The sequence below is a fragment of the Streptomyces sp. ICBB 8177 genome (assembly GCF_003144095.1).
Classification (GTDB): Bacteria; Actinomycetota; Actinomycetes; order Streptomycetales; family Streptomycetaceae; genus Streptantibioticus_D.
Window position 1 is genome coordinate 407,122 of the sequence record NZ_NSKH01000024.1, and the last position, 24,407, is coordinate 431,528.

20 protein-coding genes and 2 tRNA genes are annotated in these 24,407 nt (G+C 72.2%); 8 read left to right on the forward strand and 14 right to left on the reverse strand.

The features are described from left to right. The first annotated feature begins 18 nt into the window (after nucleotides 1-18). The 4 genes from CK485_RS28155 to pknB all read left to right on the forward strand — a co-directional run bounded on the left by CK485_RS28155 (nucleotide 19) and on the right by pknB (nucleotide 6,759). Complete coding sequence (locus CK485_RS28155) at nucleotides 19-1,644, forward strand: PP2C family serine/threonine-protein phosphatase (RefSeq protein ID WP_241968678.1); 1,626 nt, start codon at nucleotides 19-21, stop codon at nucleotides 1,642-1,644. A gap of 22 nt (nucleotides 1,645-1,666) precedes the next feature. Beyond that, nucleotides 1,667-3,067 (forward strand): FtsW/RodA/SpoVE family cell cycle protein, encoded by a 1,401-nt coding sequence (locus CK485_RS28160; protein ID WP_109454729.1) that lies wholly within the window; start codon nucleotides 1,667-1,669, stop codon nucleotides 3,065-3,067. Continuing rightward, nucleotides 3,064-4,521, forward strand: a complete 1,458-nt coding sequence (locus CK485_RS28165; RefSeq protein WP_109454730.1) for a penicillin-binding protein 2 — start codon at nucleotides 3,064-3,066, stop codon at nucleotides 4,519-4,521. The genes CK485_RS28160 and CK485_RS28165 overlap by 4 nt, the downstream gene beginning before the upstream one ends. Before the next feature lie 243 nt (nucleotides 4,522-4,764). Next, nucleotides 4,765-6,759: a Stk1 family PASTA domain-containing Ser/Thr kinase gene (gene pknB, locus CK485_RS28170; RefSeq protein ID WP_109454731.1), complete on the forward strand. Its 1,995-nt coding sequence runs from the start codon at nucleotides 4,765-4,767 to the stop codon at nucleotides 6,757-6,759. 159 nt (nucleotides 6,760-6,918) lie between these two features. Here pknB and CK485_RS28175 read toward each other — a convergent pair whose 3' ends face one another. The 5 genes from CK485_RS28175 to CK485_RS28190 form a co-directional block, all read right to left on the reverse strand. Further along, the gene (locus CK485_RS28175; RefSeq protein ID WP_241968679.1) at nucleotides 6,919-7,620 is read right to left on the reverse strand and encodes a class E sortase; all 702 of its coding nucleotides are present in this window, start codon (nucleotides 7,618-7,620) and stop codon (nucleotides 6,919-6,921) included. 101 nt (nucleotides 7,621-7,721) lie between these two features. Continuing rightward, nucleotides 7,722-9,071 (reverse strand): class E sortase, encoded by a 1,350-nt coding sequence (locus CK485_RS28180; protein WP_109454733.1) that lies wholly within the window; start codon nucleotides 9,069-9,071, stop codon nucleotides 7,722-7,724. After that, nucleotides 9,068-9,727: an aminodeoxychorismate/anthranilate synthase component II gene (locus CK485_RS28185; RefSeq protein WP_109454734.1), complete on the reverse strand. Its 660-nt coding sequence runs from the start codon at nucleotides 9,725-9,727 to the stop codon at nucleotides 9,068-9,070. The genes CK485_RS28180 and CK485_RS28185 overlap by 4 nt, the downstream gene beginning before the upstream one ends. After that, nucleotides 9,727-9,900 carry a hypothetical protein gene (locus tag CK485_RS29225; RefSeq protein ID WP_199239555.1) on the reverse strand — a complete coding sequence of 58 codons (174 nt, stop codon included), beginning with the start codon at nucleotides 9,898-9,900 and terminating at the stop codon, nucleotides 9,727-9,729. The genes CK485_RS28185 and CK485_RS29225 overlap by 1 nt, the downstream gene beginning before the upstream one ends. 135 nt (nucleotides 9,901-10,035) lie before the next feature. Continuing rightward, on the reverse strand, nucleotides 10,036-10,812 hold the full coding sequence (locus tag CK485_RS28190; RefSeq protein WP_109454735.1) for a DUF881 domain-containing protein: 777 nt from the start codon (nucleotides 10,810-10,812) through the stop codon (nucleotides 10,036-10,038). Nucleotides 10,813-10,951: 139 nt separating this feature from the next. On the opposite strand from CK485_RS28190, the gene crgA reads away from it, so the two are divergent. Next, nucleotides 10,952-11,206, forward strand: coding sequence for a cell division protein CrgA (gene crgA, locus CK485_RS28195; protein ID WP_109454736.1), 255 nt, complete (start codon nucleotides 10,952-10,954; stop codon nucleotides 11,204-11,206). 576 nt (nucleotides 11,207-11,782) lie between these two features. Here crgA and CK485_RS28200 read toward each other — a convergent pair. Both CK485_RS28200 and CK485_RS28205 read right to left on the reverse strand, forming a co-directional pair. Next, nucleotides 11,783-12,634: a rhomboid family intramembrane serine protease gene (locus CK485_RS28200; protein ID WP_109454737.1), complete on the reverse strand. Its 852-nt coding sequence runs from the start codon at nucleotides 12,632-12,634 to the stop codon at nucleotides 11,783-11,785. A gap of 132 nt (nucleotides 12,635-12,766) precedes the next feature. Then, a complete protein-coding gene (locus CK485_RS28205) occupies nucleotides 12,767-13,294 on the reverse strand; it encodes a peptidylprolyl isomerase (RefSeq protein WP_109454738.1) in 528 nt (175 codons plus the stop codon). A 214-nt stretch (nucleotides 13,295-13,508) separates the two neighbouring features. On the opposite strand from CK485_RS28205, the gene CK485_RS28210 reads away from it, so the two are divergent. Continuing rightward, the gene (locus tag CK485_RS28210) at nucleotides 13,509-14,240 is read left to right on the forward strand and encodes a DUF5324 family protein (RefSeq protein WP_109454739.1); all 732 of its coding nucleotides are present in this window, start codon (nucleotides 13,509-13,511) and stop codon (nucleotides 14,238-14,240) included. A gap of 176 nt (nucleotides 14,241-14,416) precedes the next feature. On the opposite strand, the gene CK485_RS28215 is transcribed toward CK485_RS28210, so the two are convergent. The 3 genes from CK485_RS28215 to CK485_RS28225 all read right to left on the reverse strand — a co-directional run bounded on the left by CK485_RS28215 (nucleotide 14,417) and on the right by CK485_RS28225 (nucleotide 19,676). Beyond that, nucleotides 14,417-16,054, reverse strand: a complete 1,638-nt coding sequence (locus CK485_RS28215; RefSeq protein WP_109454814.1) for an MFS transporter — start codon at nucleotides 16,052-16,054, stop codon at nucleotides 14,417-14,419. Between the two features lie 120 nt (nucleotides 16,055-16,174). Next, entirely contained in the window at nucleotides 16,175-19,444 is a 3,270-nt protein-coding gene (locus CK485_RS28220) for a BTAD domain-containing putative transcriptional regulator (protein WP_241968658.1), read from the reverse strand. Nucleotides 19,445-19,603: 159 nt separating this feature from the next. Continuing rightward, nucleotides 19,604-19,676, reverse strand: a tRNA-Ala gene (locus tag CK485_RS28225). Nucleotides 19,677-19,795: 119 nt separating this feature from the next. Between CK485_RS28225 and CK485_RS28230 the strand changes: the two genes are divergently transcribed. Both CK485_RS28230 and CK485_RS28235 read left to right on the forward strand, forming a co-directional pair. Beyond that, nucleotides 19,796-20,362 (forward strand): DNA-binding protein, encoded by a 567-nt coding sequence (locus CK485_RS28230; protein ID WP_109454741.1) that lies wholly within the window; start codon nucleotides 19,796-19,798, stop codon nucleotides 20,360-20,362. Between the two features lie 14 nt (nucleotides 20,363-20,376). Then, a complete protein-coding gene (locus CK485_RS28235) occupies nucleotides 20,377-21,639 on the forward strand; it encodes a serine/threonine-protein kinase (RefSeq protein ID WP_109454742.1) in 1,263 nt (420 codons plus the stop codon). A gap of 37 nt (nucleotides 21,640-21,676) precedes the next feature. On the opposite strand, the gene CK485_RS28240 is transcribed toward CK485_RS28235, so the two are convergent. The 4 genes from CK485_RS28240 to CK485_RS28255 form a co-directional block, all read right to left on the reverse strand. Continuing rightward, a complete protein-coding gene (locus CK485_RS28240) occupies nucleotides 21,677-22,972 on the reverse strand; it encodes a hypothetical protein (protein WP_109454743.1) in 1,296 nt (431 codons plus the stop codon). Nucleotides 22,973-23,119: 147 nt separating this feature from the next. Next, nucleotides 23,120-23,260 carry a DLW-39 family protein gene (locus CK485_RS28245; protein ID WP_014143844.1) on the reverse strand — a complete coding sequence of 47 codons (141 nt, stop codon included), beginning with the start codon at nucleotides 23,258-23,260 and terminating at the stop codon, nucleotides 23,120-23,122. Between the two features lie 264 nt (nucleotides 23,261-23,524). Next, nucleotides 23,525-23,598, reverse strand: a tRNA-Ile gene (locus tag CK485_RS28250). 58 nt (nucleotides 23,599-23,656) lie between these two features. Continuing rightward, entirely contained in the window at nucleotides 23,657-24,286 is a 630-nt protein-coding gene (locus CK485_RS28255; RefSeq protein ID WP_109454744.1) for a DUF3566 domain-containing protein, read from the reverse strand. Between the last annotated feature and the right edge of the window lie 121 nt (nucleotides 24,287-24,407).

Below are 24,407 nucleotides of genomic sequence, written 5' to 3' on the forward strand. Positions count from 1 at the left end.
AGGGTGGGCAGCGTGCGGATGTACCCCGAGCCGACGGGCGAGGTGCGCATGAGTCTGTCCCTGCGCTTCGCCGCCGGGTCCCACGTGGGCATGATCCGTGAGCACAACGAGGACTCCGGCTACGCCGGCCCGCGGCTGCTCGCGATCGCCGACGGCATGGGCGGCCAGGCGGCCGGCGAGGTCGCCAGCTCCGAGGTCATCTCCACCCTGGTCACGCTCGACGACGACGTGCCCGGCTCCGACGTGCTCACCTCCCTCGGCGAGGCCGTGCAGCGCGCCAACGACCAGCTGCGCGACATGGTCGAGGAGGACCCGCAGCTGGAGGGCATGGGCTGCACGCTCACCGCGATGCTGTGGACCGGGCAGCGGCTCGGCATGGTGCACATCGGCGACTCCCGCGGCTACCTGCTGCGCGACGGCGTGCTGACGCAGATCACCCAGGACCACACCTGGGTCCAGCGGCTGGTGGACGAGGGCCGGATCACCGAGGAGGAGGCCGGCACCCACCCGCAGCGCTCCCTGCTGATGCGCGCGCTGGACGGCCGCGGCCAGGTCGAACCCGACCTGTCGATCCGCGAGGTCCGGGTCGGCGACCGCTACCTGATCTGCTCCGACGGCCTGTCCGGCGTGGTCAGCCACCAGACCCTCGAAGAGACGCTCGCCAGCTACCAGGGCCCGTACGAGACGGTGCAGGAGCTGATCCAGCTCGCGCTGCGCGGCGGCGGCCCGGACAACATCACCTGCATCGTGGCCGACGTCCTGGACGCCGAGGACGGCGACACCCTGGCGGGCCAGCTCAACGAGAACCCGGTGGTGGTCGGCGCCGTCGCGGAGAACCCGCACGGCCTGGCCGACCCCCGCCACCTCCAGACCCCCGCGGGCCGCGCCGCCGGCCTCGGCCGCGGCACGCCCCAGCAGCCGCAGGCACCGCAGGGCGCGTTCGGCCCGCCGGAGGGCGAGCAGGAGCCGCAGGCCCCGCTGGGCAGCTTCGGCCCGTACGACGAGAGCGCCGCCTCGGAGGGCCACGCGAAGCCCAAGCGCAAGCGCAAGTGGCCCAAGCGCACCGCGATCGCGATCGCGGTGCTCGCGGTCATCGGCGGCGGGCTGTACGGCGGCTACCGCTGGACCCAGACCCAGTACTACGTGGGCGCCAACGGCGACCACGTAGCCGTCTACCAGGGCATCAACCAGAGCCTGCTGGGCCTGAGCCTGTCCAAGGTGCACACCGACCACCCGGAGATCGAACTCAAGTACCTGCCGACCTACCAGCGCAGCCAGGTGCAGAGCACCATGGGCGTCACCAGCCTCGCCCAGGCGAACGCGGAGGCCGGCGACCTCGGCAAGCAGGCCACCGTCTGCCGCATCGTCGCCGAGAGCAAGCAGAAGACCCCTGCCCCCGGTGGCAAGCCCAGCGGGAAGACCAGCGGCACGACCGGGACCAAGGACGGCGCCGGCGCCGCGACCGGCGGCCAGGCCACCCCCGGCGGGTCCACCATCGGCACCGACGCGGCCGTCAACACCTCGGGCCACGGCACGCCCGGCACCACCTCCCCGTCCACCAAGCCGAGCCCGAGCCCGTCGGCGCCGGCACTCTCCGCCGACGAGCAGAAGCTGGCGCAGCAGTGCGGCACCGGCCAGCAATAGCACCAGGAGGGGGCGGCCCGCAGTGAGCAGCGTCAGCAACACCACCACCATCAGCTCGGTCGGGGCACCGAACCGGCGCAACACCGAGCTGGTGATGCTCCTGTTCGCCGTCGCGATCCCGGTGCTCGCCTACGCCAACGTCGGCCTGGCCAAGAACGGCTCGATCCCCGCCGGAATGCTCGGCTACGGACTCGGCCTCGGCCTGATCGCGGGCGTCGCGCACGTGATGGTGCGCAAGTTCGCGCCGTACGCCGACCCGTTGATGCTGCCGATCGCGACGCTGCTCAACGGGCTCGGGCTGGTGCTGATCTACCGGCTCGACCTGGAGCCGTCGATCACCACCAAGGCGCTCGGCGGGCCGCGCGCGCCGGGGCAGCTGATGTGGTCGGCGCTGGCGGTCGCGCTGTTCGTGGCGGTGCTGGTGTTCCTCAAGGACCACCGCATCCTCCAGCGCTACACCTACATCTCCGGGGTGGCCGCGCTGCTGCTGCTGGTCGCGCCGATGTTCTTCCCCGCGGTCAACGGCTCGAAGCTGTGGATCATCATCCCGGGCCTCGGCTCCATCCAGCCCGGTGAGTTCGCCAAGATCATCCTGGCGATCTTCTTCTCCGGTTATCTGATGGTCAAGCGTGACGCCCTCGCGCTGGCCAGCCGCCGCTTCATGGGCCTGTACCTGCCGCGCGGCCGCGACCTCGGCCCGATCCTGGTGATCTGGGCGCTGAGCATGATGATCCTGGTCGTCGAGACCGACCTGGGCTCCACGCTGCTGTACTTCGGCCTGTTCGTGGTGATGCTCTACGTCGCCACCGAGCGCACCAGCTGGATCGTCTTCGGCCTGCTGCTGGCGGCGGGCGGCGCGACCGTGGTCGGCATGACCTCGCCGCACGTGAAGGTCCGCGTCGACCAGTGGCTCAACCCCTTCGCCGGCATCGCCCAGCACGGCGCCACCGAGGCGGCCCAGGTGATGTGGTCGTTCGGTTCCGGCGGCGTGCTCGGCTCGGGCCTCGGCCAGGGCTACTCGCGCCTGATCGGCGGCATCGGCGTGAAGTCCGACTACATCCTCGCCACCGTCGGCGAGGAACTGGGCCTGTGCGGCCTGATGGCGATCCTGCTGCTGTACGGGCTGCTGGTGGAACGCGGTGTGCGCACCGCGCTGGCCGCCCGCGACCCGTTCGGCAAGCTGCTGGCGATCGGGCTGTCCAGCGCGATGGCCCTCCAGGTCTTCGTCGTCGCGGGCGGTGTGACCGGCCTGATCCCGCTGACCGGTATGACCATGCCGTTCCTCGCCCAGGGCGGCTCCTCCGTGGTCGCCAACTGGGCGCTGGTCGCGATCCTGCTGCGGATCAGCGACACCGCGCGCCGCCCGGCGCCCGCGCCCGCCTCGTCCCCCGACGCCGAGCCGACCCAGGTGGTCCGCCTGTGAACAAGCCCCTGCGCCGAGTCGCCATATTCTGCGGCCTGCTGATCTTCGCCCTGCTGCTGCGCGACAACTGGATCCAGTTCGTCGAGGCCGACTCGCTCAAGAACGACACGCACAACCGCCGGGTCCAGATCGAGGAGTACGCCAAGCCACGCGGCGACATCATCGTGGACGGCAAGGCGATAACCGGCCACACCACCACCTCGGGCAGCGACTTCAAGTACAAGCGCACCTACACCGACGGCCCCATGTGGGCGCCCGTGACCGGGTTCGCCTCGCAGGCCTTCGGCACCACGATGCTGGAGGGCGTCGAGGACAAGATCCTCACCGGCGACGACGACCGGTTGTTCTTCAACCGGACCATCGACATGCTCACCGGCAAGCAGCAGCAGGGCGGTGACGTGGTCACCACGCTCAACGCCAAGGCGCAGGCCGCCGCGTTCAACGGGCTGGGGAACAAGAAGGGCGCGGTCGCCGCGATCAATCCGCAGACCGGCGCGATCCTGGCGCTGGCCAGCACCCCGTCGTACGACCCGTCGAGCATCGCGGGCAACTCGACCCAGGACTCCAAGAACTGGTCGAAACTGGTCAACGACCCCGACCAGCCGATGCTCAACCGGGCGCTGCGGCAGACCTACCCGCCCGGCTCCACGTTCAAGATCGTGACCGCGGCGGCGGCCCTGGACAACGGCCTGTACAGCGACGTCAACGCCCCCACCGACTCTCCGCTGCCGTACACCCTGCCCGGCACCAGCACCGTGCTGAACAACGAGGGCAACATCCCCTGCAAGAACGCCTCGTTGATGACGGCGTTGCAGTACTCCTGCAACACCGTCTTCGGCAAGATCGGCGCGGACCTGGGGCAGAGCAAGATGCTGGCCGAGGCGAAGAAGTTCGGCTTCGACTCGACCACCGACACCCCGGTGCGCACGGTGGCCAGCAACTTCGACAGCAAGCCGATGTACCCGTCGCAGACCGCGCTGTCCTCCATCGGCCAGTTCGACACCGCGGCCACCCCGCTGCAGATGGCGATGGTCGCCGGCGCGGTCGCCGACGACGGCAAGCTGATGCAGCCGTACATGGTCGACCAGCTGCGGGCGCCCAACCTGAGCGTCGTCGACCAGACCAGCCCGAAGCAGATGAGCCAGGCGATGTCGCCCGAGACCGCGCAGAAGCTCCAGCAGATGATGGAGAACGTGGTCGACAAGGGCACCGGCACCATGGCGCAGATCCCCGGCGTCACGGTCGGCGGCAAGACCGGTACCGCGCAGCACGGCGTCGCCAACAGCGCGCTGCCGTACGCGTGGTTCATCAGCTACGCCAAGACCGACCAGGGCTCCCCGGTCGCGGTCGCGGTCGTCGTGGAGGACGGAAACGCCAACCGCGACGACATCTCCGGCGGCGGCCTGGCCGCCCCGATCGCCAAGTCCGTCATGGAGGCCGTCCTGAACAAGTGACCCGGGTCACTTGGGTTCCGCGCGGGCCGGGCAAACCGGCCGGCCGGAAGTGAATCCGCTCACGTCCGACTTCTACGAAGCGTCCGTTTTCGCACGTCACGGTACCGGTCGCGTATCAGCTCGCGGTGAGAGCCCGGATCGTCTTGAGGCGGCCGGTACGGTATGGCCGAGCGCGGTGTGCGTCATGGACGCGGCACCGGACCCGACGGGAACCTCCGGAAAAGGGAGAGGCTGGAACTGACTATGGAAGAGCCGCGTCGCCTCGGCGGCCGGTACGAGCTGGGCTCGGTGCTCGGTCGCGGCGGCATGGCCGAGGTCTACCTCGCCCATGACAGCCGTCTCGGCCGCACCGTCGCTGTGAAGACGCTGCGGGCGGACCTCGCTCGTGACCCGTCGTTCCAGGCCCGGTTCCGCCGGGAGGCCCAGTCGGCCGCCTCGCTCAACCATCCCGCGATCGTCGCGGTCTACGACACCGGCGAGGACTACGTCGACGGTGTCTCGATCCCGTACATCGTCATGGAGTACGTGGACGGCTCCACGCTGCGTGAGCTGCTGCACTCCGGGCGCAAGCTGCTGCCCGAGCGCTCGCTGGAGATGACCGTCGGCATCCTCCAGGCGCTGGAGTACTCGCACCGCAACGGCATCGTCCACCGCGACATCAAGCCAGCGAACGTGATGCTCACGCGCACCGGCCAGGTCAAGGTCATGGACTTCGGCATCGCCCGCGCGATGGGCGACTCCGGCATGACCATGACGCAGACCGCGGCGGTCATCGGCACCGCGCAGTACCTCTCGCCCGAGCAGGCCAAGGGCGAGACCGTCGACGCGCGCTCCGACCTGTACTCCACCGGCTGCCTGCTGTACGAACTGCTGACCGTACGACCGCCGTTCGTCGGCGACTCGCCGGTCGCGGTGGCCTACCAGCACGTCCGCGAGGACCCGCAGCCGCCCAGCGTCTACGACCCCGAGGTCACGCCCGAGATGGACGCGATCGTCCTGAAGGCGCTGACCAAGGACCCCGACTACCGCTACCAGAGCGCCGACGAGATGCGCGCCGACATCGAGGCCTACCTCGACGGCCAGCCGGTCGGCGCCACCGCCGCGATGGGCGCGGTCGGCTACGGCTACGCGGGCGGCGGGTACGGCGACGGCGCCGCGACCACCGCGCTGCCCGCGCAGGACGGCGGCCCGAAGACATCGATGCTGCCGCCGATGCGCGACGACGACGGGGGCTACGGCTACGACGAGGACCGGCAGGGCAGGCGGCGCCAGCAGAAGAAGAGCCACACCTCGACGGTGCTGCTGGTGGTCGCCGCGGTGCTGGTGCTGATCGGCGCGATCTTCATCGGCAAGTCGCTGTTCTCCGGCTCCGGCAACGACGGCATCAGCGCGCCCAACCTCACCGGCGAGACGATGGCCCAGGCCAGGACGTCGGTGTCCAACGTGGGCCTGAAGGTGGCCGAGGGCGGCACCGACTACTGCGACCAGGACAAGGGCAAGATCTGCTCGCAGAACCCGTCGCCGAACTCCTCGGTCTCCAAGGGCACGACGATCACGGTGACCGTCTCCAAGGGCGCCAAGCCGATCGCGGTCCCCGACGAGTCGGGCCAGAACGTCGACACGGCGAAGCAGGACCTCCAGTCCAAGGGCTTCACCAACGTCGTCACCAAGGCGGACGACGGCAACTCGGGCAAGCCCGCCAACACCGTGGTCTCCCAGGACCCGGCGGCAGGCACCGAGGTCTCCAAGGACGCCAAGATCACGCTGACCTACGCGGCCACGCCGCAGCAGCAGACGGTGCCCAACGTGGTCGGCAACCAGTTCGACGCGGCCAAGCAGCAGCTGACCAGCCTGGGCTTCCAGGTCGTCGAGTCCGACGCGCAGTCCAACCAGCCGTCCGGCCAGGTCATCGCGCAGTCCCCGGGCGCCAACTCCCAGGCGAACGAGGGCGCGACGATCACCCTGACGGTCTCCAAGGGCGGCCAGCAGAGCACCCTGCCCAGCGACATCGTGGGCAAGAAGCTCAGCGACGTCCAGTCGGAGCTGTCCGGGCTCAACCTCAGCATCCAGACCTCCGGCCCGAACGACGGCAACGCCATCGTCGTCGGCAGCAACCCGCAGCCGGGCAGCCAGGTCACCCAGGGCCAGACCGTCACCCTGCAGACCATGGACAACCCGGCCGGCGGGAACGGCAACGGTGGTGGTGACGGGGGTTTCATCGGGGGCGGCATAGGGTGACCGGCTGAGCTGAGGCCCGGTCCACCTGTGCCGCCGGAATCCGCACCGGCACCGCGGCACACCGGAAGGGGCCGCCGACGGGAGTCCTCCTCCCGCCGGCGGCCCCTTCGCCGTACGTGCCGCTGTCAGCTCCGCAGGGCTGCTCAGCTGCGCAACTGCTCAGCGCAGTTCGGCAGGCGGGGTGCGCTTGGCGTCGACCTTCTCGGTGCGTACCAGCTTGCCCCAGACCACGTACCGGTACAGCGAGGTGTAGACCGGCGTGCAGGTGGTCAGCGTGATGTAGCGGCCCGGCGTGGTCACGCCGGACTCCTTGGGGACCTGGTCGATCACGTGGACGTCGTACTTCGAGGTCTGCGGCAGGATCGCGTACACCTTGTAGACGAACCAGGTGTCCCGGTCCTCGAAGACGATCGGGTCGCCCTTCTTGATCTTGTCGATGTTGTGGAACTTGGCGCCGTGCCCGTCCCGGTGCGCGGCGACCGCGAAGTTGCCGGTCCTGTCCCACGGCATCGCGGCCTTCGCCGGATCCGTGTAGTACCCGGCGACGCCCTCGTTGAGCACCGGGACCGAGGTTCCCTTCTTGACCAGCACCTCGTAGCCCTTGCCCATCGCGGGCACGTGCAGGAAGCCGATGCCGTCCCCGGTGTCGAGCGGTCCCGGCCTGCCGTCGGGCTGCTTGGCCCAGCTCTGCCGCACCTTGGCGGCCTCGTGCTGCTCCTGGCGGTCGGCGACGACGTTCGTCCACCACAGCGAGTAGACGACGAAGAGAGCGAGGACCAGGCCGATGGTGATCAGGACCTCGCCGAAGACGCTTATCGCGAAGCCGATCCTGCCGCGTGTCCGGGCGCGGGGCGGTCGCACCGCGGTCCCTGCCCCGGAACCCTCGTCCCTGGCGTCCTCGGTGCCCTTGTCGTGCTCGGTGGTCGCCACCGGTCACCTCGTTCTGTTGTTGTCCTGCGTGCTCAGCCGCCTTGCAGTGCCGCGGGGGTCCCCTGGCTGCGCGGTTGCTCGGCGACCATCTTTCCCCACACGATCATCCGGAACTCACTGGTGAACTCCGGTGTGCAGGTGGTCAGTGTGATGTAGCGGCCCGGCTTGGTGAAGCCCGACCCCGGCGGCACCGGTTCGATGACGCTCACGTTCGTCGGCGAGGTCTGCGGCAGCGCGCTGGTGATCTGGTACGTGTAGTACATCCCGCGGGTCTCGACCACGACCTTGTCGCCGGGGACCAGCTTGTTGATGTAACGGAACGGCTCGCCATGGGTGTTGCGGTGGCCGGCCAGCGCGAAGTTGCCGGTCTTCGCCCACGGCATCGCGGTCTCCTGGGCGCCGTCGTAGTGCCCGACCTCGCCCTTGTCCAGGATCTTGGTCTTGTCCACGCCCTCGGCGATCGGCGCCTTCACGTCCAGCTTGGGGATGTAGATGATCGCGAAGACCGTGCCCGAGGGGAACTTGTCCGGCTCGCCCGCGTCGGACGAGGTCTTCGTCTGGTTCCACTGGCTCTGCAGGTGCTTGGTGGCGCTGCCCGCCGCCGCGTCGGCGAGGACGTTGGTGTACCACAGCTGGTAGACGACGAACAGCAGCATCAACACCCCGATGGTGATGAAGAGTTCACCGGTGACGCGGGAGGCGACGACGAGCGGGCTCTCCTTGGCGGCACGGGCCGCCCTGCGGGCCTCCAGGCGGGAGGCGGGCCGGGCGGGGGCGTCCTGGGGTGATGCGGACGCGGCGGACTCCTCGGCCTGCGACGCGACGGCCGGACGCCTGCGGGCGCCGTGCTTCGCCGCCTTGCGGCGCTCGGCGCGGCCACCGGGCGGCGGGGTCACGGGAGCCGGCGTCACGGGGGCGGGCGTCGCCGTCGTGGGCGCTTGGTGGGCCGCCGAGGGCGCGGGGTGGGCCGCCGGGGGCGTCGAGTCCGGTTCGAAGCGCGGGAGTTCGGCGGTCGCGTCGGGGGCGCGTACGGGGCTTTCGAGGGCTGACGCGGCGGCGGGGCCGGGCGCGGGGGGCGCCTGCGGCTCGGGCGGGCGCGTCCCGTACGTCTCGTACTCGGGCGGGACCGGGCGGACCTGCGGCGGCTGGGCCTGCGGCTGGGTCTGCTGCGGGGCGAACCACGGACTGCCCTGGGATATCCCGCTGTTGGCGGTCGGCGCGGCAGGGGCGGGCGCGGGGGCGGCCTGGCGTGGTGCCGGGCGGCCGGGGAGCGGGTCGCTGAGCGGATCGGCGAGTTGCCCGACCGCGGCCGCGAACTCGGCGGTGTCCTCGTACGACGGCGGACCCGCCGCGCCCTGCGGCTCCGGCCGCACCGCGGTCACGCCGTGGTCCCGCCGACCACGGGCGCGAGCCCCGCCGATCGTTCGACGGCACCGGTGTCGCCGCAGACGGCGAGCCAGTTGGCCAGCATCCGGTGGCCCCACTCGGTGAGCACCGACTCGGGGTGGAACTGCACGCCCTCGACCGGCAGGTCGCGGTGTCTCAGCCCCATCACCACACCGTCGCCGGGGCCGGGGCCGGTCCACGCGGTGACCTCCAACTCCGGCGGCACGGTGGCGGGTTCGACGGCGAGCGAGTGGTAGCGCGTCGCGGTGTACGGCGACGGGAGCCCGGCGAAGACGCCGCTGCCCGTGTGCGAGACGCGGGAGGTCTTGCCGTGCAGCAGCTCGGGGGCGCGGTCGACCACGCCGCCGTAGGCCACCGCGATCGACTGCAGGCCCAGGCAGACGCCGAAGACCGGCACCCCGGCCCCGGCGCAGTGCCGGACCATCTCGACGCAGACCCCGGCCTCCTCGGGGGTGCCGGGCCCGGGCGAGAGCAGCACCCCGTCGAAGCCGGACGTCGCGTGGTCGAGGGTGACCTCGTCGTTGCGCAGCACCTCGCACTCGGCGCCGAGCTGGTAGAGGTACTGGACCAGGTTGAACACGAAGCTGTCGTAGTTGTCGACGACGAGGATCCGTGCGTGCGTCGTACTCATCAGCCCGCGCTGCCTCCGCCGTTCACGGTCACGTCGTTGAACGGAAGGAGCGGCTCGGCCCAGGGGAACACCCACTGGAACAGGACGAAGACGATCGCCACGGCGAGTACGAGCGAGATCAGCGCCTTCACCCACACGTTGCCCGGCAGATGCCGCCAGATCCAGCCGTACATTCGGTGCCTTCCTTCCGGTTCCGCACCAGAGTAAGGGGAGAGAGGGGCCGCGGGTGGGCCACCCGGGCAAAGCTCTCGGCATCCCTTGACCAACCGGCCGGATTCGCCGCCGGGGCGGCCCGGCGCGGTCCGCCGCTAGCCCACGGGCTGCGCGTAGTGCAGCCCCACCGTGCCCGCGTAGCCCGGCAGGGTCGTCCGCTGGTCCGCGACGGACTTCCAGCCCAGCCCGTACGCGGTCACGTACTGCCGGTAGTTGATGATCGACGGGTCGGCGTCGAGCGCGCTGCGAAGTCTGTTCTGGTCACCCACAGCGGTGATGACGTAGGGCGGGGAGTAGACGCGGCCCTGGAGGATCAGCGTGTTGCCGACGCAGCGGACCGCGCTGGTGGAGATCAGCCGCTGGTCCATCACCTTGATGCCCTGGGCGCCGCCCCGCCACAGCGCGTTGACGACCGCCTGGAGGTCCTGCTGGTGCACGACGAGGTCGTCGGGCTGCGGCTCGGGGACGCCGGGGATGCGGGCGGTGGCGTTGGGCGGTGCGTCGTTCAGGGTGACGGTGAGGCCGGGGCCGGTCAGCGGGGTGAGGCCGGCCGCCTGTTCCAGGGCCTGGGTGCGGCGCTGGTCGGCGGTGCTCTGCCCGCCCTCGCGGTGGGCGAGGCCGTCGACCTGGGAGTGCAGCGCCGCCAACTGCCGGTCGAGGGCGGCATTCTGCTGGCTCTTGGCCTGGATCAGGTCCGAGGTGCGCTGGAGGGTGGCGTCATCGCGGATGTTGGTGCCGTGCGAGGTGTCGTAGCTGGTCCAGAAGATCACTCCGGCGAGGGCGAACACCGCGGCGGAGAGTACTTTGGGAAGTACCGAGCGGCGAGCGGGGCGGACGGGGCCACCTGCTCGGGTGCCTCCCGGATTGCTCATGGGACCCTTATCTCCTTCGCACCCGCGGAAGCACTACGCTAACGGACGCCCGGGGGCGGCGCCGCCGTGCTCCCGCCCGGCGAACAGACATCAGATTCCGCCCTGCGCGTCCCGCAGCGCATCGACAGGAGAGTCCCTCGTGCCGAAGTCACGGATCCGCAAGAAGGCCGACTTCACCCCGCCGCCCCAGAAGGGCGCCGCGATCAAACTGCACAGCGGGCGCGGCTGGGTGGCCCCCCTGATGCTGGCGCTGTTCCTGATCGGCCTGGCCTGGATCGTCGTCTTCTACGTGACCACCGGCAGCTACCCGGTCGAGGCGATCGGCAACTGGAACATCGTGATCGGGTTCGGCTTCATCGCGGGCGGGTTCGTCGTCTCGACGCAGTGGAAGTAGCCCACGCGGTGGGAGGGGCCCCGGTACGGGGCGGAACACGGGCCTGAGGCGACCGCTTCGGGCCCGTGGTGTCGTCATGCCGGGCGGTGGCCGCGTCCGGCGCGGTCGCGTGCGGGCCGCGGTCGCATACGGGCCGCAGTCGCGTGCGGGCTGTGGACGCGTGCGCGGCGGGTTCGCGTGCGCGCTGTGGACGCGTGGGGGCGGCGGTTGCGTGTGCGCTGTGGACGCGTGCGCGGCGGGCTCGCGTGCGCCTCGTGCGCAGGGGGGCGGCGTGGCGTCGTCCGCAGGTGACCAGGTCGCGGGCACCCACCCGCGTCAACCTTCCGCCTCGCTTGTCCACAGAGTTATCCACAGGGACATCCACAGTGGGGAAAAGGTCGGAAGATCTGTGGATAACCTCGATGGCGTTGACGCCGGTGTGACCGGTCGTACACGGTGATCTTGCTGGGCAAACAAGGGTTCGGACCGCACCCGGCCATGGCCCACACCGTGCACAGGGCCCCGCACGGTCTGTGGATAAGTCGTACGAACCAGGGGGCGGCCTGCCCGGGCAGCGCCGTCCGGGGGAACGGGCGGTCAGCCGTTGATGCGGACCATGCCCGCGTAGACCACCCCGATGATCACCGCGAGCATGACCACACAGGTCGCCCACTGCACCACGTCCCTGCGCTCGCGCGGCGCGTGCACCATCCCGTAGCCGACCACCGCGCCGGTGACCAGCCCGCCGATGTGCGCCCGCCAGTCGATGTCGCTCATGGTGAAGGTGAAGACCAGGTTGAGCACGATCAGGATGACGATCGGCCGCAGGTCCGCCTTGACCCGCCGCATCAGCACGAAGAGCGCGCCCAGCAGGCCGAAGATCGCGCCGGACGCCCCGAGGCCCAGTTCGTTGGAGGGCGCCAGCAGGAACGACAGCGCGCTGCCGCCGAGCCCCGACAGCAGGTAGACCGCCAGGTAGCGCAGACGGCCGAGCGCGGCCTCGACCGGCGGGCCGATCCACCACAGCGACAGCATGTTCAGCGCGATGTGCGGCACCTGCTGGTGCAGGAAGACCGCGGTCAGCAGCCGGTACCACTGGCCGTCGGCGACGCCCACCACCTGGCCCGACGCCGGGTCGTACGCCTTGCCGATCAGCCCGAGGTCGGTGACCAGGGCGTCGCCGTACGCCCGTACGGCGAGGAAGACGGCCACGTTGAGCCCGATGAGGACCATGGTGACCAGGCGCGGGTTGGTGGCCACCGCGCCGCCGGCGATGGTGCGCGGCCGGACCCGCGCCTGGGCGCGGCGGGTGTCGGCGACGCACTCGGGGCAGTGGAAGCCGACCGAGGCGCTGACCATGCACTCCGGGCATATCGGCCGGCCGCAGCGGGAGCAGCGCACACCGGTCTCACGCTCCGGATGCCGGTAGCAGCAGACCGCCTGTTCCATGGCTCCTCTTCCCCGCGTTCCTCGCGTTCCCCGCGTTGCCTTGTTTCCCTGTGACGAACGCCGCCCCGCCCGTCATACGGACGGGCGGGGCTGTGAAGTTCCCGGGGCAGCCCTTTCGGGTGGCCTCCGGCGTCAGCGCTTCTCGATCTGGACCGACTCGATGACCACGTCGTTGACCGGGCGGTCGGTGCGCGGGTTGGTCTGGGTGGTGGCGATGGCGTCCACGACCTTCTGGCTCTCCGGGTCGACGACCTCGCCGAAGATGGTGTGCTTGCCGGTCAGCCAGGTGGTCGGCGAGACCGTGATGAAGAACTGCGAGCCGTTGGTGCCCGGGCCGGCGTTGGCCATCGCCAGCAGGTAGGGCTTGGTGAAGGCCAGCTCCGGGTGGAACTCGTCGGCGAACTTGTAGCCCGGGCCGCCGGTGCCGTTGCCCAGCGGGTCGCCGCCCTGGATCATGAAGCCCTCGATGACCCGGTGGAAGACCGTGCCGTCGTACAGACGCGCGTTGGTCTTCTGACCGGTGTTCGGGTCGACCCACTCGCGGGTGCCCTCGGCGAGCTCGACGAAGTTCTTCACGGTCTTCGGGGCGTGGTCCGGCAGGAGGCGGACGACGATCTGACCCTGGTTGGTCTTGAGGGTGGCGTAGAGCTGCTCGGCCACGACGTACCTTCCATAGACTTCACTGACAACCACGAATCCTCGCACGTCCCGGCCCCACTCCGGCGAACCGGTGGCGGCCGCCCGCGACACCCGCCGTGCCCCGGATGCCCGAGCACGCGTGCCGTACCGAGCGCGAGCAGGCATGATCTCCATGCGGGCGGAAAGGCGAAGAGCCAGTACGCCACCGTCGTACGCCACCGAGGAGGAGGTTCCCGTGACCCGCACAGACAGCGCGCGCCACGCAGCCGCGACGACGAAGGAAAGCGTGCGGCACGCTGCGGAGGTGGTGGCGCCCTACGTCGGTACGGCGAAGGACACCGCCGCGCACTATGCCGACGAGGCCCGGCGCAGGATCAGTCCCAAGGTCGCGGCAGTCGCGGACCAGGCGAAGGACACGGCGCTGGCGCAGTACGACAGCTACCTCGCCCCGCGTGTGGCGCAGGCCAGGGACGCGGTGCCGCCCAAGGTGGCCGCGACCACCGCGACCGCGGCCCGTCGCACCCGCGCCGCCGCCCAGCAGGCCGCGCAGCAGGCCGCCGACTACACCGCGCCCCGGGTGAACCAGGCGCTGGAGTCCGCGCGCTCCGCCGCCGAGCCGGTGCGCGACGAAGCCGTCGCCCGGGCCGGCGCCGCGCTGGCCGCGCTGCGCGGGCAGGTGTCGGCCGCCGAGGTCGAGAAGCTGGTCAGGAAGCACCAGCGGCGCGGCCGGGTGGGCCGGTTCGCCAAGCGGACGCTGGTGCTCGGCGTGCTGGCCGGTGCCGGGTTCGCCGCCTGGCGCTGGTGGAGCAAGCAGACCAACCCGGACTGGCTGGTCGAGGCGCCGTCCGCGACCGAGCCCGCCGAGGACGAGGCGCGTTCCATGCCCGGCGACGCGGAGCTGGACCCGGAGGTGCGCCGCAAGCAGGCCGAGGAGGCCGCGCACCGCGCGGAGGGCGGCGAGGACTGAGCCTCGCCTTCCGCGCGCTCTCGCGTACGACGACGTGGGGTCTCTCGCGTACGACGTCGTGGGGTGCGGGACCTACGGGTCTCGCGGCGGGACTCGTAGGTCCCGCACCGGGACCTTCCGGTTCCGCACCCCACGCCGTTTTTCCGTTCTCGTGCCCGGCGCCGTGCGACGCAGCCCTATGACACCGCTCGGGCGGGTGCCCGGCCCGGCTGGTCGCGGGTTCCGGGTCCCCGATCCTCCGGATCCTCGATGACCGCCGGGACTCCGCGCAGGGTGAACAGCGCCGCGACCGCGCCCAGCAGGAGCACCGCCGCGCCGGCGAGGGTCGTCACGTGGACCGCGTGGGTGAACGCCAGCTTCGCGCCCGCCACGAATGCCCGGCCCGCCTGCCCCGGCAGCGCCGCACCGGCCTGCACCCCGCCGCTGACCGACTCCCGCGCGAGGTGCGCGGCGGAGGCCGGAAGGCGCGCGGGCAGCGCCAGCCCGTCGCGGTAGACGGCGGACAGGACGGAGCCCAGGACCGCGATGCCCAGCGCGCCGCCGAGTTCCTGCGCGGTCTCCGAGACGGCGGCGGCCGCGCCCGTGCGGTCCCTGGGCGCCGCGGCCATGACGGTGTCCGAGGTGACGGCGATGGTGAGGATGATCCCGCAGCCGTTGACGACCACGACCGGCAGGAAGTCCCAGTAGTCGGAGTGCGGCGTCATCGTGCCAAGTCCTGCGGTGCTGACCGCCATCAGGAACAAGCCGATCGCCACCACCCTGGCCCGCCCGATACGCGGCACCAGCACGGCCGCCAGCGGTGCCGCGGCCACGGCGGACAACGGTCCCGGCAGCAGCGCCAGGCTCGCCACCAGCGGGGACCAGCCGCGCACGGTCTGGAAGTAGAGCGAGAAGGCGAGCGACAGCGTCGAGGACGCGAACATCGTCACCGTCGTCGAGCCGACCGCGCCGCCGAACGCCGGATTGCGGAAGAGCCGCAGGTCGAGCAGGGGTTCCGTGAGCCGCGTCTGCCGCCGTACGAAGACCGTGAGCGCGGCCAGTCCGACCGCTCCGGCGATCCAGGCGGAGGTGACGTGGGCCCCGTTCACGCCGAGCGTCTTGATCGCGTAGATCAGCCCCAGCAGTCCGACCACCGACAGCGGCACGCTCAGCCGGTCCAGACGGCCCGGCCGGGAATTGCGCGACTCGGGCAGCACGACCGCTCCGACGAGCACCACGAGCGCCATGACGGGGACGTTGATCAGGAAGACCGATCCCCACCAGAAGTGGTCGAGCAGCAGGCCGCCGACGACCGGCCCGAGCGCGAAACTCGCGGCGCCGGTGCCGCCGCTGATCCCGATCGCCATGGTGCGTTCCCTCGGATCGGTGAAGGCGTTGCGCACCAGGGAGAGCGTAGAGGGCAGGATCATCGCCCCGGCCGCCCCGAGCAGCACGCGGGCCGCGATGAGCGTCGCGGCTCCGGGCGCGTAGGCGGTGGCCAGCGACGCGGCACCGAACGCGGTGGCGCCCAGCAGCAGCATCCGCTTGCGCCCGAAGCGGTCGCCGAGGTTGCCCATCAACACCATCAGGCCGGCCATCGCGAAGCCGTAGCTGTCGGCGATCCACAGCAGTTGGGTGGCGGACGGGTCGAGGGCCCTGACCAGTGACGGAATGGCGTAGTTCAGCACGCTGTTGTCGATCCCGAGCAGCATGCCGGCGACGCAGCACACGGCCAGCGTGGCCCACCGCGTGCGGGCGCCCGCACCCGCGCCGCCCTCCGTGCCGGTCGCCGCGCCGCCCGGTCCGTTCGTCTCGCGTGTCTCGTTCGTCGTCATGCGGGCCAGCGTGCGAGCCACGGCTGACCGCGCCCGCACCGCTCGCTGACGGGGAGCTGACGAGCGGTGACGAGGGCTGACGAGGGCTGACGAGGGCTGACGAGGGCTGACGAGGCGGGTCTACACGGTGCCGCCCGGCTCGGCCAGCCGCTGCCCCAGCGCCGCGTACGCGCCGGCCGCGTCCAGCCGCGCGCCCCGATCGCGGGCGGCCACGTAGGCCTCCTCGCCCAGCGTCTCGCGCGCGGCCGTCTCGGTGGCGGCGGCGTCAGGGCTCGCCACGACCTCCATGCCGCGCAGCGCCCGGGCGATGCCCAGTAGTTCCGCCGCGCGTTCCGGGGCGCCGTCGCGCAGGGCCAGGTCCGCCGCGGCGTCCGCGACGGCAGCGGTGAACGGCCTGTTGCGGTCGGTCTGCCGCGCCCCGTACGCCTCGCGGTAGCACTCCCTCGCACGGTCCCGCTGCCCGCGCGCCGCGTGCAGGCGGCCACGGCAGACCAGGGCCTCGGTGCGGCTGACGTCGCCGGCGAACCACGCGGGCAGGCTCTCGGCCATCGCCTGGTCGCACCACCGGTCCGCCTCCTCCAGCGCGCCGCGCAGCCGGGCGGACTCGGCCAGCCCCAGGTGGGCCACGGCCAGGAACTCCGTGGTGCCGATCCGCCGCGCCAGGTCCGCGGCCGCCCGGAAGTCCGCGCACGCGGCGTCGTGGTCGAGCGCCCGCAGCCTGCACCGTCCGCGCTCGCACAGCAGGTCGGCCCTGCTCTCGACCGCCTCCAGCTCGTCGGCGAGCGCCATCGCCTCGTCGATCAGCCGTACCGCGCGCGGCAGTTCGCCGCGTACGGACAGGAACGAGGCGAGGTGGCTGGTGGCCAGCGCCTCACCCCAACGGTCACCGAGTTCGCAGAACTTGGCACGCGCCAGCGTGAACTCCCGGTGCACGGCGTCGGCTTCGCCCAGCACCATCCAGTTCTGGTACGCGACGCCGATGTGGTTGAGGGCCTGGAACCACGAGTCGGCCTCCACCAGCGCGAGCGCCGCCTCCTGCCGGACGTAGGTCTCCTCGTCCGGCACGCCCGCGAACGGCGCCCAGAGCAGGAACATCACGGGATATCGCGCGGGGCCGCGTTCCACGGTCGCCCGCACGCTCTTCAGGTGCTCGGCCAGTTCCCGCTGGTCGGCCACGTCCGGTGCCGCGGTCATGACGCACAGCGCGAACTCCTCCTCCAGGCCCTCCGGCGCCCGCGGCCCGACCGCCGTCACCAGCTTCCGTGCCGGAGCGGCGCCTTCGTACCGTGCGCCGCGCAGCAGCCAGTAGGTGGAGAGCGCGGCGACCAGCCGCATGCCGGTCGCCGTGTCACCGTCCGCGACGCAGCGGTGCAGCGCTGCGTGGAGGTTGTCGTGTTCGGCCGACAGCCGGCGAAGCCAGTCGAGTTGCCCGGCCCGCCGCAGGCGCGGCTCCGCGGTGACCGCCAGGTCCAGGAAGTACGCGGCGTGCCGCCGTCGCGCCGCGTCGGTCCCGTCGGCCTCGGCCAGTCGTTCGGCGCCGTAGGAGCGGATGGTCTCCAGCATCCGGTAGCGCGCTCCACCGCCGCCGTCCGGCTGATGCGCCACCACCAGCGACTTGTCCACCAGAGAGTCGACCAGGTCCAGCACGTCCCCGGGCTCGATGAGTTCGCTGGTGGCGGTGCCCGCGGGAGCGCCCCCGGCCCCCGGCGCCGGGTCCGCGCAGACCGCCTCCGCCGCCTCCAGCGTCCAGCCGCCCGCGAAGACCGACGCGCGGCTCAGCACGACGCGTTCCGGCTCGGTCAGCAGGTCCCAGCTCCAATCGATGACGCCCCGCAGGGTGCGCTGCCTGGGCTGAGCCGTGCGGCTGCCCCGGGACAGCAGCCGGAACAGCTCGGACGGGCGCAGAGCCGGTCCGCACTCCACCTCGGGCGGCGGGCCGAGCCGATCGGCGATCTCACCGGCCGACAGCGTCCGCAGTCGGGCGGCGGCCAGTTCGAGGGCGAGCGGCTGCCCGTCCAGCGCGGTGCAGATCCGCAGCACCGCCTCCCGCTCGTCGTCCAGCGAGAACGTGGGCCGCACCGCGACGGCGCGTTCCACGAAGAGCCGCACCGCGGGGAAGCCAGCCAACCCGTCCGCCGCGGCACCGAGCGGCGGAAGCGCCAACGGCGGTACGGGGCAGAGGGCTTCGCCGGTGATACCGAAGGCCTCCCGGCTCGTGGCCAGGACCTTGAGCGAGGGGCACCGGGTGAGCAGGGTACCGACGAGCCCGGCGGCGGCGTCGATCAGGTGCTCGCAGTTGTCCAGCACGAGCAGCACCGGCCGCTCCGCGAGCGCGGCCGCCAGTCGGCTCACGGGGTCCTGCGCGGGCCCGGTCGGGGTGAGCAACCCGACCTCGCGCAGACCCAGCGCCCCCAGCAGCGCCTGCGGCAGGTCGACGCCGTCGGTGACCCCCGCCAGCGGCACGAAGCACACCTCGCCGTCGAACCGCCCGGCGGCTTCGATCGACAACCGGGTCTTGCCCGCACCGCCGGGCCCGGTCAGCGTGACAAGCCGGGCGTCACGCAACCGCCCGGCGATGAGCGCGAGTTCGTTCTCGCGCCCCACGAAGCTGGTCAGTTGAGCGGGAAGCACCGCTGTTTCACGTGAAACACCCGTGGGGGCCGCAGTCGGGAAGGTCGTTGTTTCACGTGAAACACGGCCCCCTTCCCGCACGGGCGTCTCCCCGCGCAGCACCGCGAGGTGCGCGGCGGCCAGTTCCTCCCCCGGATCAGCCCCCAAGGTCTCCGCCAGCGTCTCCCGGGCGGTCTCGTAGACGGCCAGGGCGTCCGCCTGCCGCCCGTCGGCGAGCAGTGCGCGCATCAGTTGTGCCGTCAGCCGCTCCCGCAGCGGGTGGGCGGCGACCAGCTCCCGCAGCTCCGCCACGAGGTTCCGGTGCCCGCCGAGCGCCAGATCTGCCGCCACGCGGTCCTCCACCGCACCCAGCCGCAGTTCCTCCAGCCGGACCACCTGCGCCGCGGCGAACGGCGCCTCCCCGACGTCCGCGAGCGCGTCCCCCTGCCAGAGCCCCAGCGCCTCACGCAGCAGCACGGCGCCCCGCTCCGCCTCCCCGGCCGCCAGCGCCTCCCGCCCCTGCCCTGCGAGCCGCTCGAACCGGTGCACGTCCACCTCGTCGCGATCGACGACCAACCGGTAGCCACCCGGCTGGTTCTCGATCGCCTCCCCCAGCGCGGCCCGCAGCCGCGACACCTGCGACTGCAAGGCGTTGCCGGCTCCAGCGGGCGGCTCGTCCCCGTAGATCCCGTCGATCAGCCGCTGCGTCGGGACGACCCGCCCGGCGTCCAGCAGCAGCATCGCGAGCAGAGCCCGCCGCCCGTACCCCCCGACAGCCACCCCCCGCCCGTCAGCCCGCCGAGCCCACGTCCCCCCGAGAATCCCAAATCGCACACCCCCGATTCTTCCCCAGCGAACCGCCTCGCACAGGCACCGCAGGCCACCCCCTGCAACACGAAACCCCCGCCGCGCGTGTGCGGGGCGGGGGTGATCGAGGGGTGGAGCCTAGGGGAGTCGAACCCCTGACATCTGCCATGCAAAGACAGCGCTCTACCAACTGAGCTAAGGCCCCTCGGCACGGGAGGATCGCCGTGCCGGTGACCAGGGTACCGGGTGGGCGTGGGCATTCTGTACCCGGAATCGGGGCAGGCGTCTCTAGGATGGGTTTGCGGTCGTGAAGACGGGAGCCGGATGGACAGCTCGCCGCGGGACGCGGTGCGGGAGCGGCAGCGGGAGTGGTACGGGGAACCGCTGGGAGATCTGTTCCGGAGGCTGATCGCCGGCCTGGGGCTGAACCAGGCCCGGCTGGCCGCCCTCCTGGGGTTGTCCGCGCCGATGTTGTCGCAGCTGATGAGCGGGCAGCGGGCCAAGATCGGCAACCCTGCCGTGGTGCAGCGCATGCAGGCCCTGCTGGAGCTCGCCGCCGACGTCGCGGACGGCGCCGTGGCCGCCGGTGAGGCCGCCGGCCGCATGGAGCTGATCCGCGAGTCCGCCGGCGGCTCGCTGACCGGCACCACCGGCTCGGCCTCGAACACGGCCGAGGGCAGCCTCGGCCGCGGTGTGCGCCAAGCGCTTCCCGCCCGGGCCGTCGTCCGCGAGATCCAGGCCCTGCTGCGCTCGATGGGCTCGGCGCAGGAGCTGGTGACCGCCTCGGACGCCCTCGCGGCGGCCCATCCCGAGCTGGCAGAGTTCCTGAGGGTCTACGGCGCGGGCCGCACCGACGACGCCCTCAGCCACTTCGAGGCCCACCAGGACTGACGAGGAGCCGCTGCATGGGTGAGCTGTTCGCCGGGCGCTACGAGCTGGTCGACCCCATCGGGCGGGGCGGCGTGGGCGCCGTGTGGCGCGCCTGGGACCACCGGCGGCGGCGCTACGTCGCGGCGAAGGTGCTGCGGCAGTCCGACGCGCACGCCCTGATCCGCTTCGTCCGCGAGCAGGCGCTGCGCATCGACCACCCGCACGTGCTGGCGCCGATGAGCTGGGCGGCCGACGACGAACAGGTGCTGTTCACCATGGAGTTGGTGCGCGGCGGCTCGCTGGCGCACCTGGTGGGGGACTACGGGCCGCTGGCGCCGCGCTACGTGTGCGTCCTGCTCGACCAGTTGCTCGCCGGGGTGACCGCGGTGCACGCGGAGGGCGTGGTGCACCGCGACATCAAGCCCGCCAACATCCTGCTGGAGGCCACCGGCACCGGGCGGCCGCACTTACGCCTGTCCGACTTCGGGATCGCGATGCGCAAGGGCGAGCCGCGGCTGACCGACACCAACTACGTGGTCGGAACCCCGGGCTACTTCGCCCCGGAGCAACTGATGGGCGCGGAACCGGACTTCCCCGCCGACCTGTACGCGGTCGGACTGGTCGCCCTCTTCCTGCTCACCGGACGCAAGCCGGACGCGCAGGCGCTGGTCGAGCGCTACACCGCGCTCGGCGGGGTGCCGAACGCGCCAATCGGGGTGCCGGAGCCGCTCTGGCAGGTCGTCGCCACGCTGCTCAATCCCGATCCGCAGGCCCGCTTCCGTACCGCGACCGGGGCGCGCAAGGCGCTGGCGGCGGCCGTCGAACTGCTGCCGGAACCGGGGATGGACGACGAGCCGGTGGAGGTCTTCGACCAACTCGGTCCGCTGCCGGACGGGTTCGGGCCCGACGGGCCGCTCAGGCCGCGCCGGACGGACGCCGAGTGGGCGCGGGAGACCGGTGCGGCCGGCACCATAGAAGGCGTACGGCGACCACCGCGTGCGGCCCGCCGCGCCCCCGGGACCACCGCGCCCGCCGCGGCCTTCCCCGACCGGTCCTCCCCGGCGTCCCCGGCCCGATTCGACGACTACCGCATCGCGCCGCCCCGGCCCGCCCATCCCCCGCGCGCCACGGACTCCGCGACCCGGCCGTACACCGCCGACCCGGGCGCCGTCGCGGTGCGCGAGCCGCGGACCGTCCCCGTGCGGCAGGGGCCGCCGGCCAGGATCGTGGTCCCGGTGCTGCTGGTCGCCGCGCTCTGCTTCGCCGTCGGCATCTGGGCGCTCACCACGGCCGCTTGAGGCGAGCGGCCCACGTTCGGCCCGGAACACGCCGCGCCTACCCAGGAAGGCGCCGCGCCCTCAGCACCCACACCCCGATCCCCGCGACCAGCACCGTCCCCGCGCCCAGCGCCGCGTACCCCAGCGCCCGCAACCGCGGACGCGCCGTCCCGGACAGGCCAGTCCCCGGCGCCACCACGGCCCCCGTCACCCCGAAGCCCGTCCCGGTCAGCCCGCTCACGTAGCGCGGACCGGCCTGCGGCACGCCGGTGACGGCCACCCGCAGCGTGACCGGGACCGTTCCGCTCGTGTACGACGCCACCTGGGGGTGCACGCTGACCTGCACGTAGTACCAGCCCGCCACCGGCGAGCCGCTGACCCGCGGATCCCGGGACCAGCGGTTGGCGTACCTCACCCGCGGGGTCTGCGCGGTGACCGCCGCGGGCGCCCCGGTGTACGAGGCCGCGTCACCGCCCGCGTAACCGCGCGCCGGATCGTAGACGGTGACGCTCACGCCGCCGCCGGTGAACCCGCCCGCCCGCGTGACGTGCGCGGCGCCGAAGCCGGCGCTGACGGAGAGGGACTGCCCCCAGTCGACGGGGACGCGGTAGTAGTGCGTGACGCCGGGCGCGAGGCGGTCGGTGTAGACGCCCGTCCCCGGCACGCGGGCCGCGGCGTCCATGGCGACGGCGCCGGACAGCGCACGCGGGGCCGTGGTGACCGTCGGCGGGGGCGAGGAGACGAAGCCCTCGGGCGTCCCGCCGCCCCCGCCCGCCCCCGCGCCCTCGACCCCCGGCTCGGTCATGAAGCGGATGTCCAGCGGCCAGGCGTCACCGGAGGAGGTGTCCGCGCTGTCGCGCTGCACGACCAGCAGATAGGTGCCGGCCCCGTGGCAGGGCCCGTCCGCCCCGGCAACGCGGCGGACGGCGCCGCCCACCGGGGCCGTGGCGTCGTCCGCACCGAACCGGGCGTCGTACGCGTCGCACAGCGCGCCGCGCGAGCTCAGCAGCCGCAGGCTGACACCGTCGATGAAGGCGACCCGGCTGCCCGGGCGGGGGACGGCGAAGACCGACAGGTACGCGGTGGACGCGGCGTCCAGCCGTACCGCGTAGTACTTGGACTCACCCCTGACCAGGCTGTCGCGGTACGCGCGGCCCACCGCCAGCCGGGGCGGATCGCCGGGACCCGCGCTGCCGTGCACCGAGGCGCCGTCCGGCACCCAGACCGGCGTCGCCGCCGCACCCGGCCCCGTACTCGCGGCAGCAGCCGCGCGGGTGGATAACGCCACCGGCGACGTGATCGCCGCCAGCGCGGCCAGCAGCGCCAGGGCGGCGAACCGGTGGTGCCGTCTCATACCCCACCCCTCGAAACCCCCCGAGCCCACGACCCCCCGCTCCGCCGTGCTGCGGCGAAGCTATTGATTTGCTGATGCGAATTCAATAGCGGTGAGGCCCCGACCGCGCCTTGGGCGGTCGGGGCCTCACCGGAGAGTTGGGGGTTTTCAGGCGCTCGTGCCGGAACCCGCCGGTACGGAGTCCGTCGCCTCCGTCCACAGGTCCTGCTCGGCGCGGTCCGCCTGGATCTGGCGGTACACGAGGAGCCCGCCGATGGCGGCCAGTGCGACCAGGAGAAGCTTCTTCACCGCGCGACCTCGTCCTTCTTGCTTTTGGGGATCCTCCGACGCGCCCGATGATACACACCGGCCGATACCGAACAGTGACCTGCCCGCCTCACGACTCCGCCCACCCCGAACGACCCGGCCCCCCATGCAGCGCCTCCGGGCGCCGACCCCGTGGACGGGGGTGCGGGTGGGCGAAGCCCCCCGCCCAGCGCGGCGAAGCCGCGCGGAAACGACGAAGGCGAGGTGGTCCACGCTTTCCGTGGACCACCTCGCCTATCGCGCTCGTGGGGCTAACAGGACTTGAACCTGTGGCCTCTTCCTTATCAGGGAAGCGCTCTAACCGTCTGAGCTATAGCCCCGCGCTGCACCGAAAGATTAGCGCACGGGGGGCCGTGTCCCAAAATCGGTTCCCCGCCGCTACTCGTCCTCCGCCAGCGTCAGCTCCACGCCGCCCACGAAACCGGCGGAGAGGTTGTAGACGAACGACCCCAGCGTGGCCAGCGCGGTCATCAGCACGACGTCGATCACGGCGATCACCGCGGTGAACGTCACGACCCGCGGCAGCGAGAGGAACGACTGGAGGTCGAACCCGCCCTGCGACCCCGAGCCGGTGGCGTCGCTGATGGTGCTGCCCACGGTGGAGAAGACACCGAGCGCGTCCAGCACCATCCACAGCACCGCGACCGCGACGACCGTGCAGATGCCCAGCGCGATCGAGAACAGGAAGCTGACCTTCATCACCGACCACGGGTCGGCCTTGGCCACCCGCAGCCGTGCGCTGCGGGTGCGCGGAGCGGTGCGGGCCGCCGCCGGGCGGGGCTTGCGCACGCCCGCGCCGCCGCCCACCGCCAGGCCCTGCCCGCCCTCCGTGCCGGAGGGGCCGGCCGGACCTGAGGCACCGGACGACGGCAGGGGAGAGGCGGACCCGGCGCCCTCGGACGTGGTGGACGCGCCCTGGGACGGCATGGTCGCGCCCTTGGGCGGTGCGTACGCCTGCGGCGGGTGGTGCGGCTGGGGCGGGCGGGCGCCGCCTCGGGTGTCTGTCACGGTTGTCCCCCCACGGTGTGGGTCGTCGCGCTGTGGTGGTCCCTGAGCGTCGCTGGCTGTCGTGCCGACGGAGCCGGAGCGCCGCCCGCGAGGGCCGTCGCCCGCGCGTCACCCGAGGTGG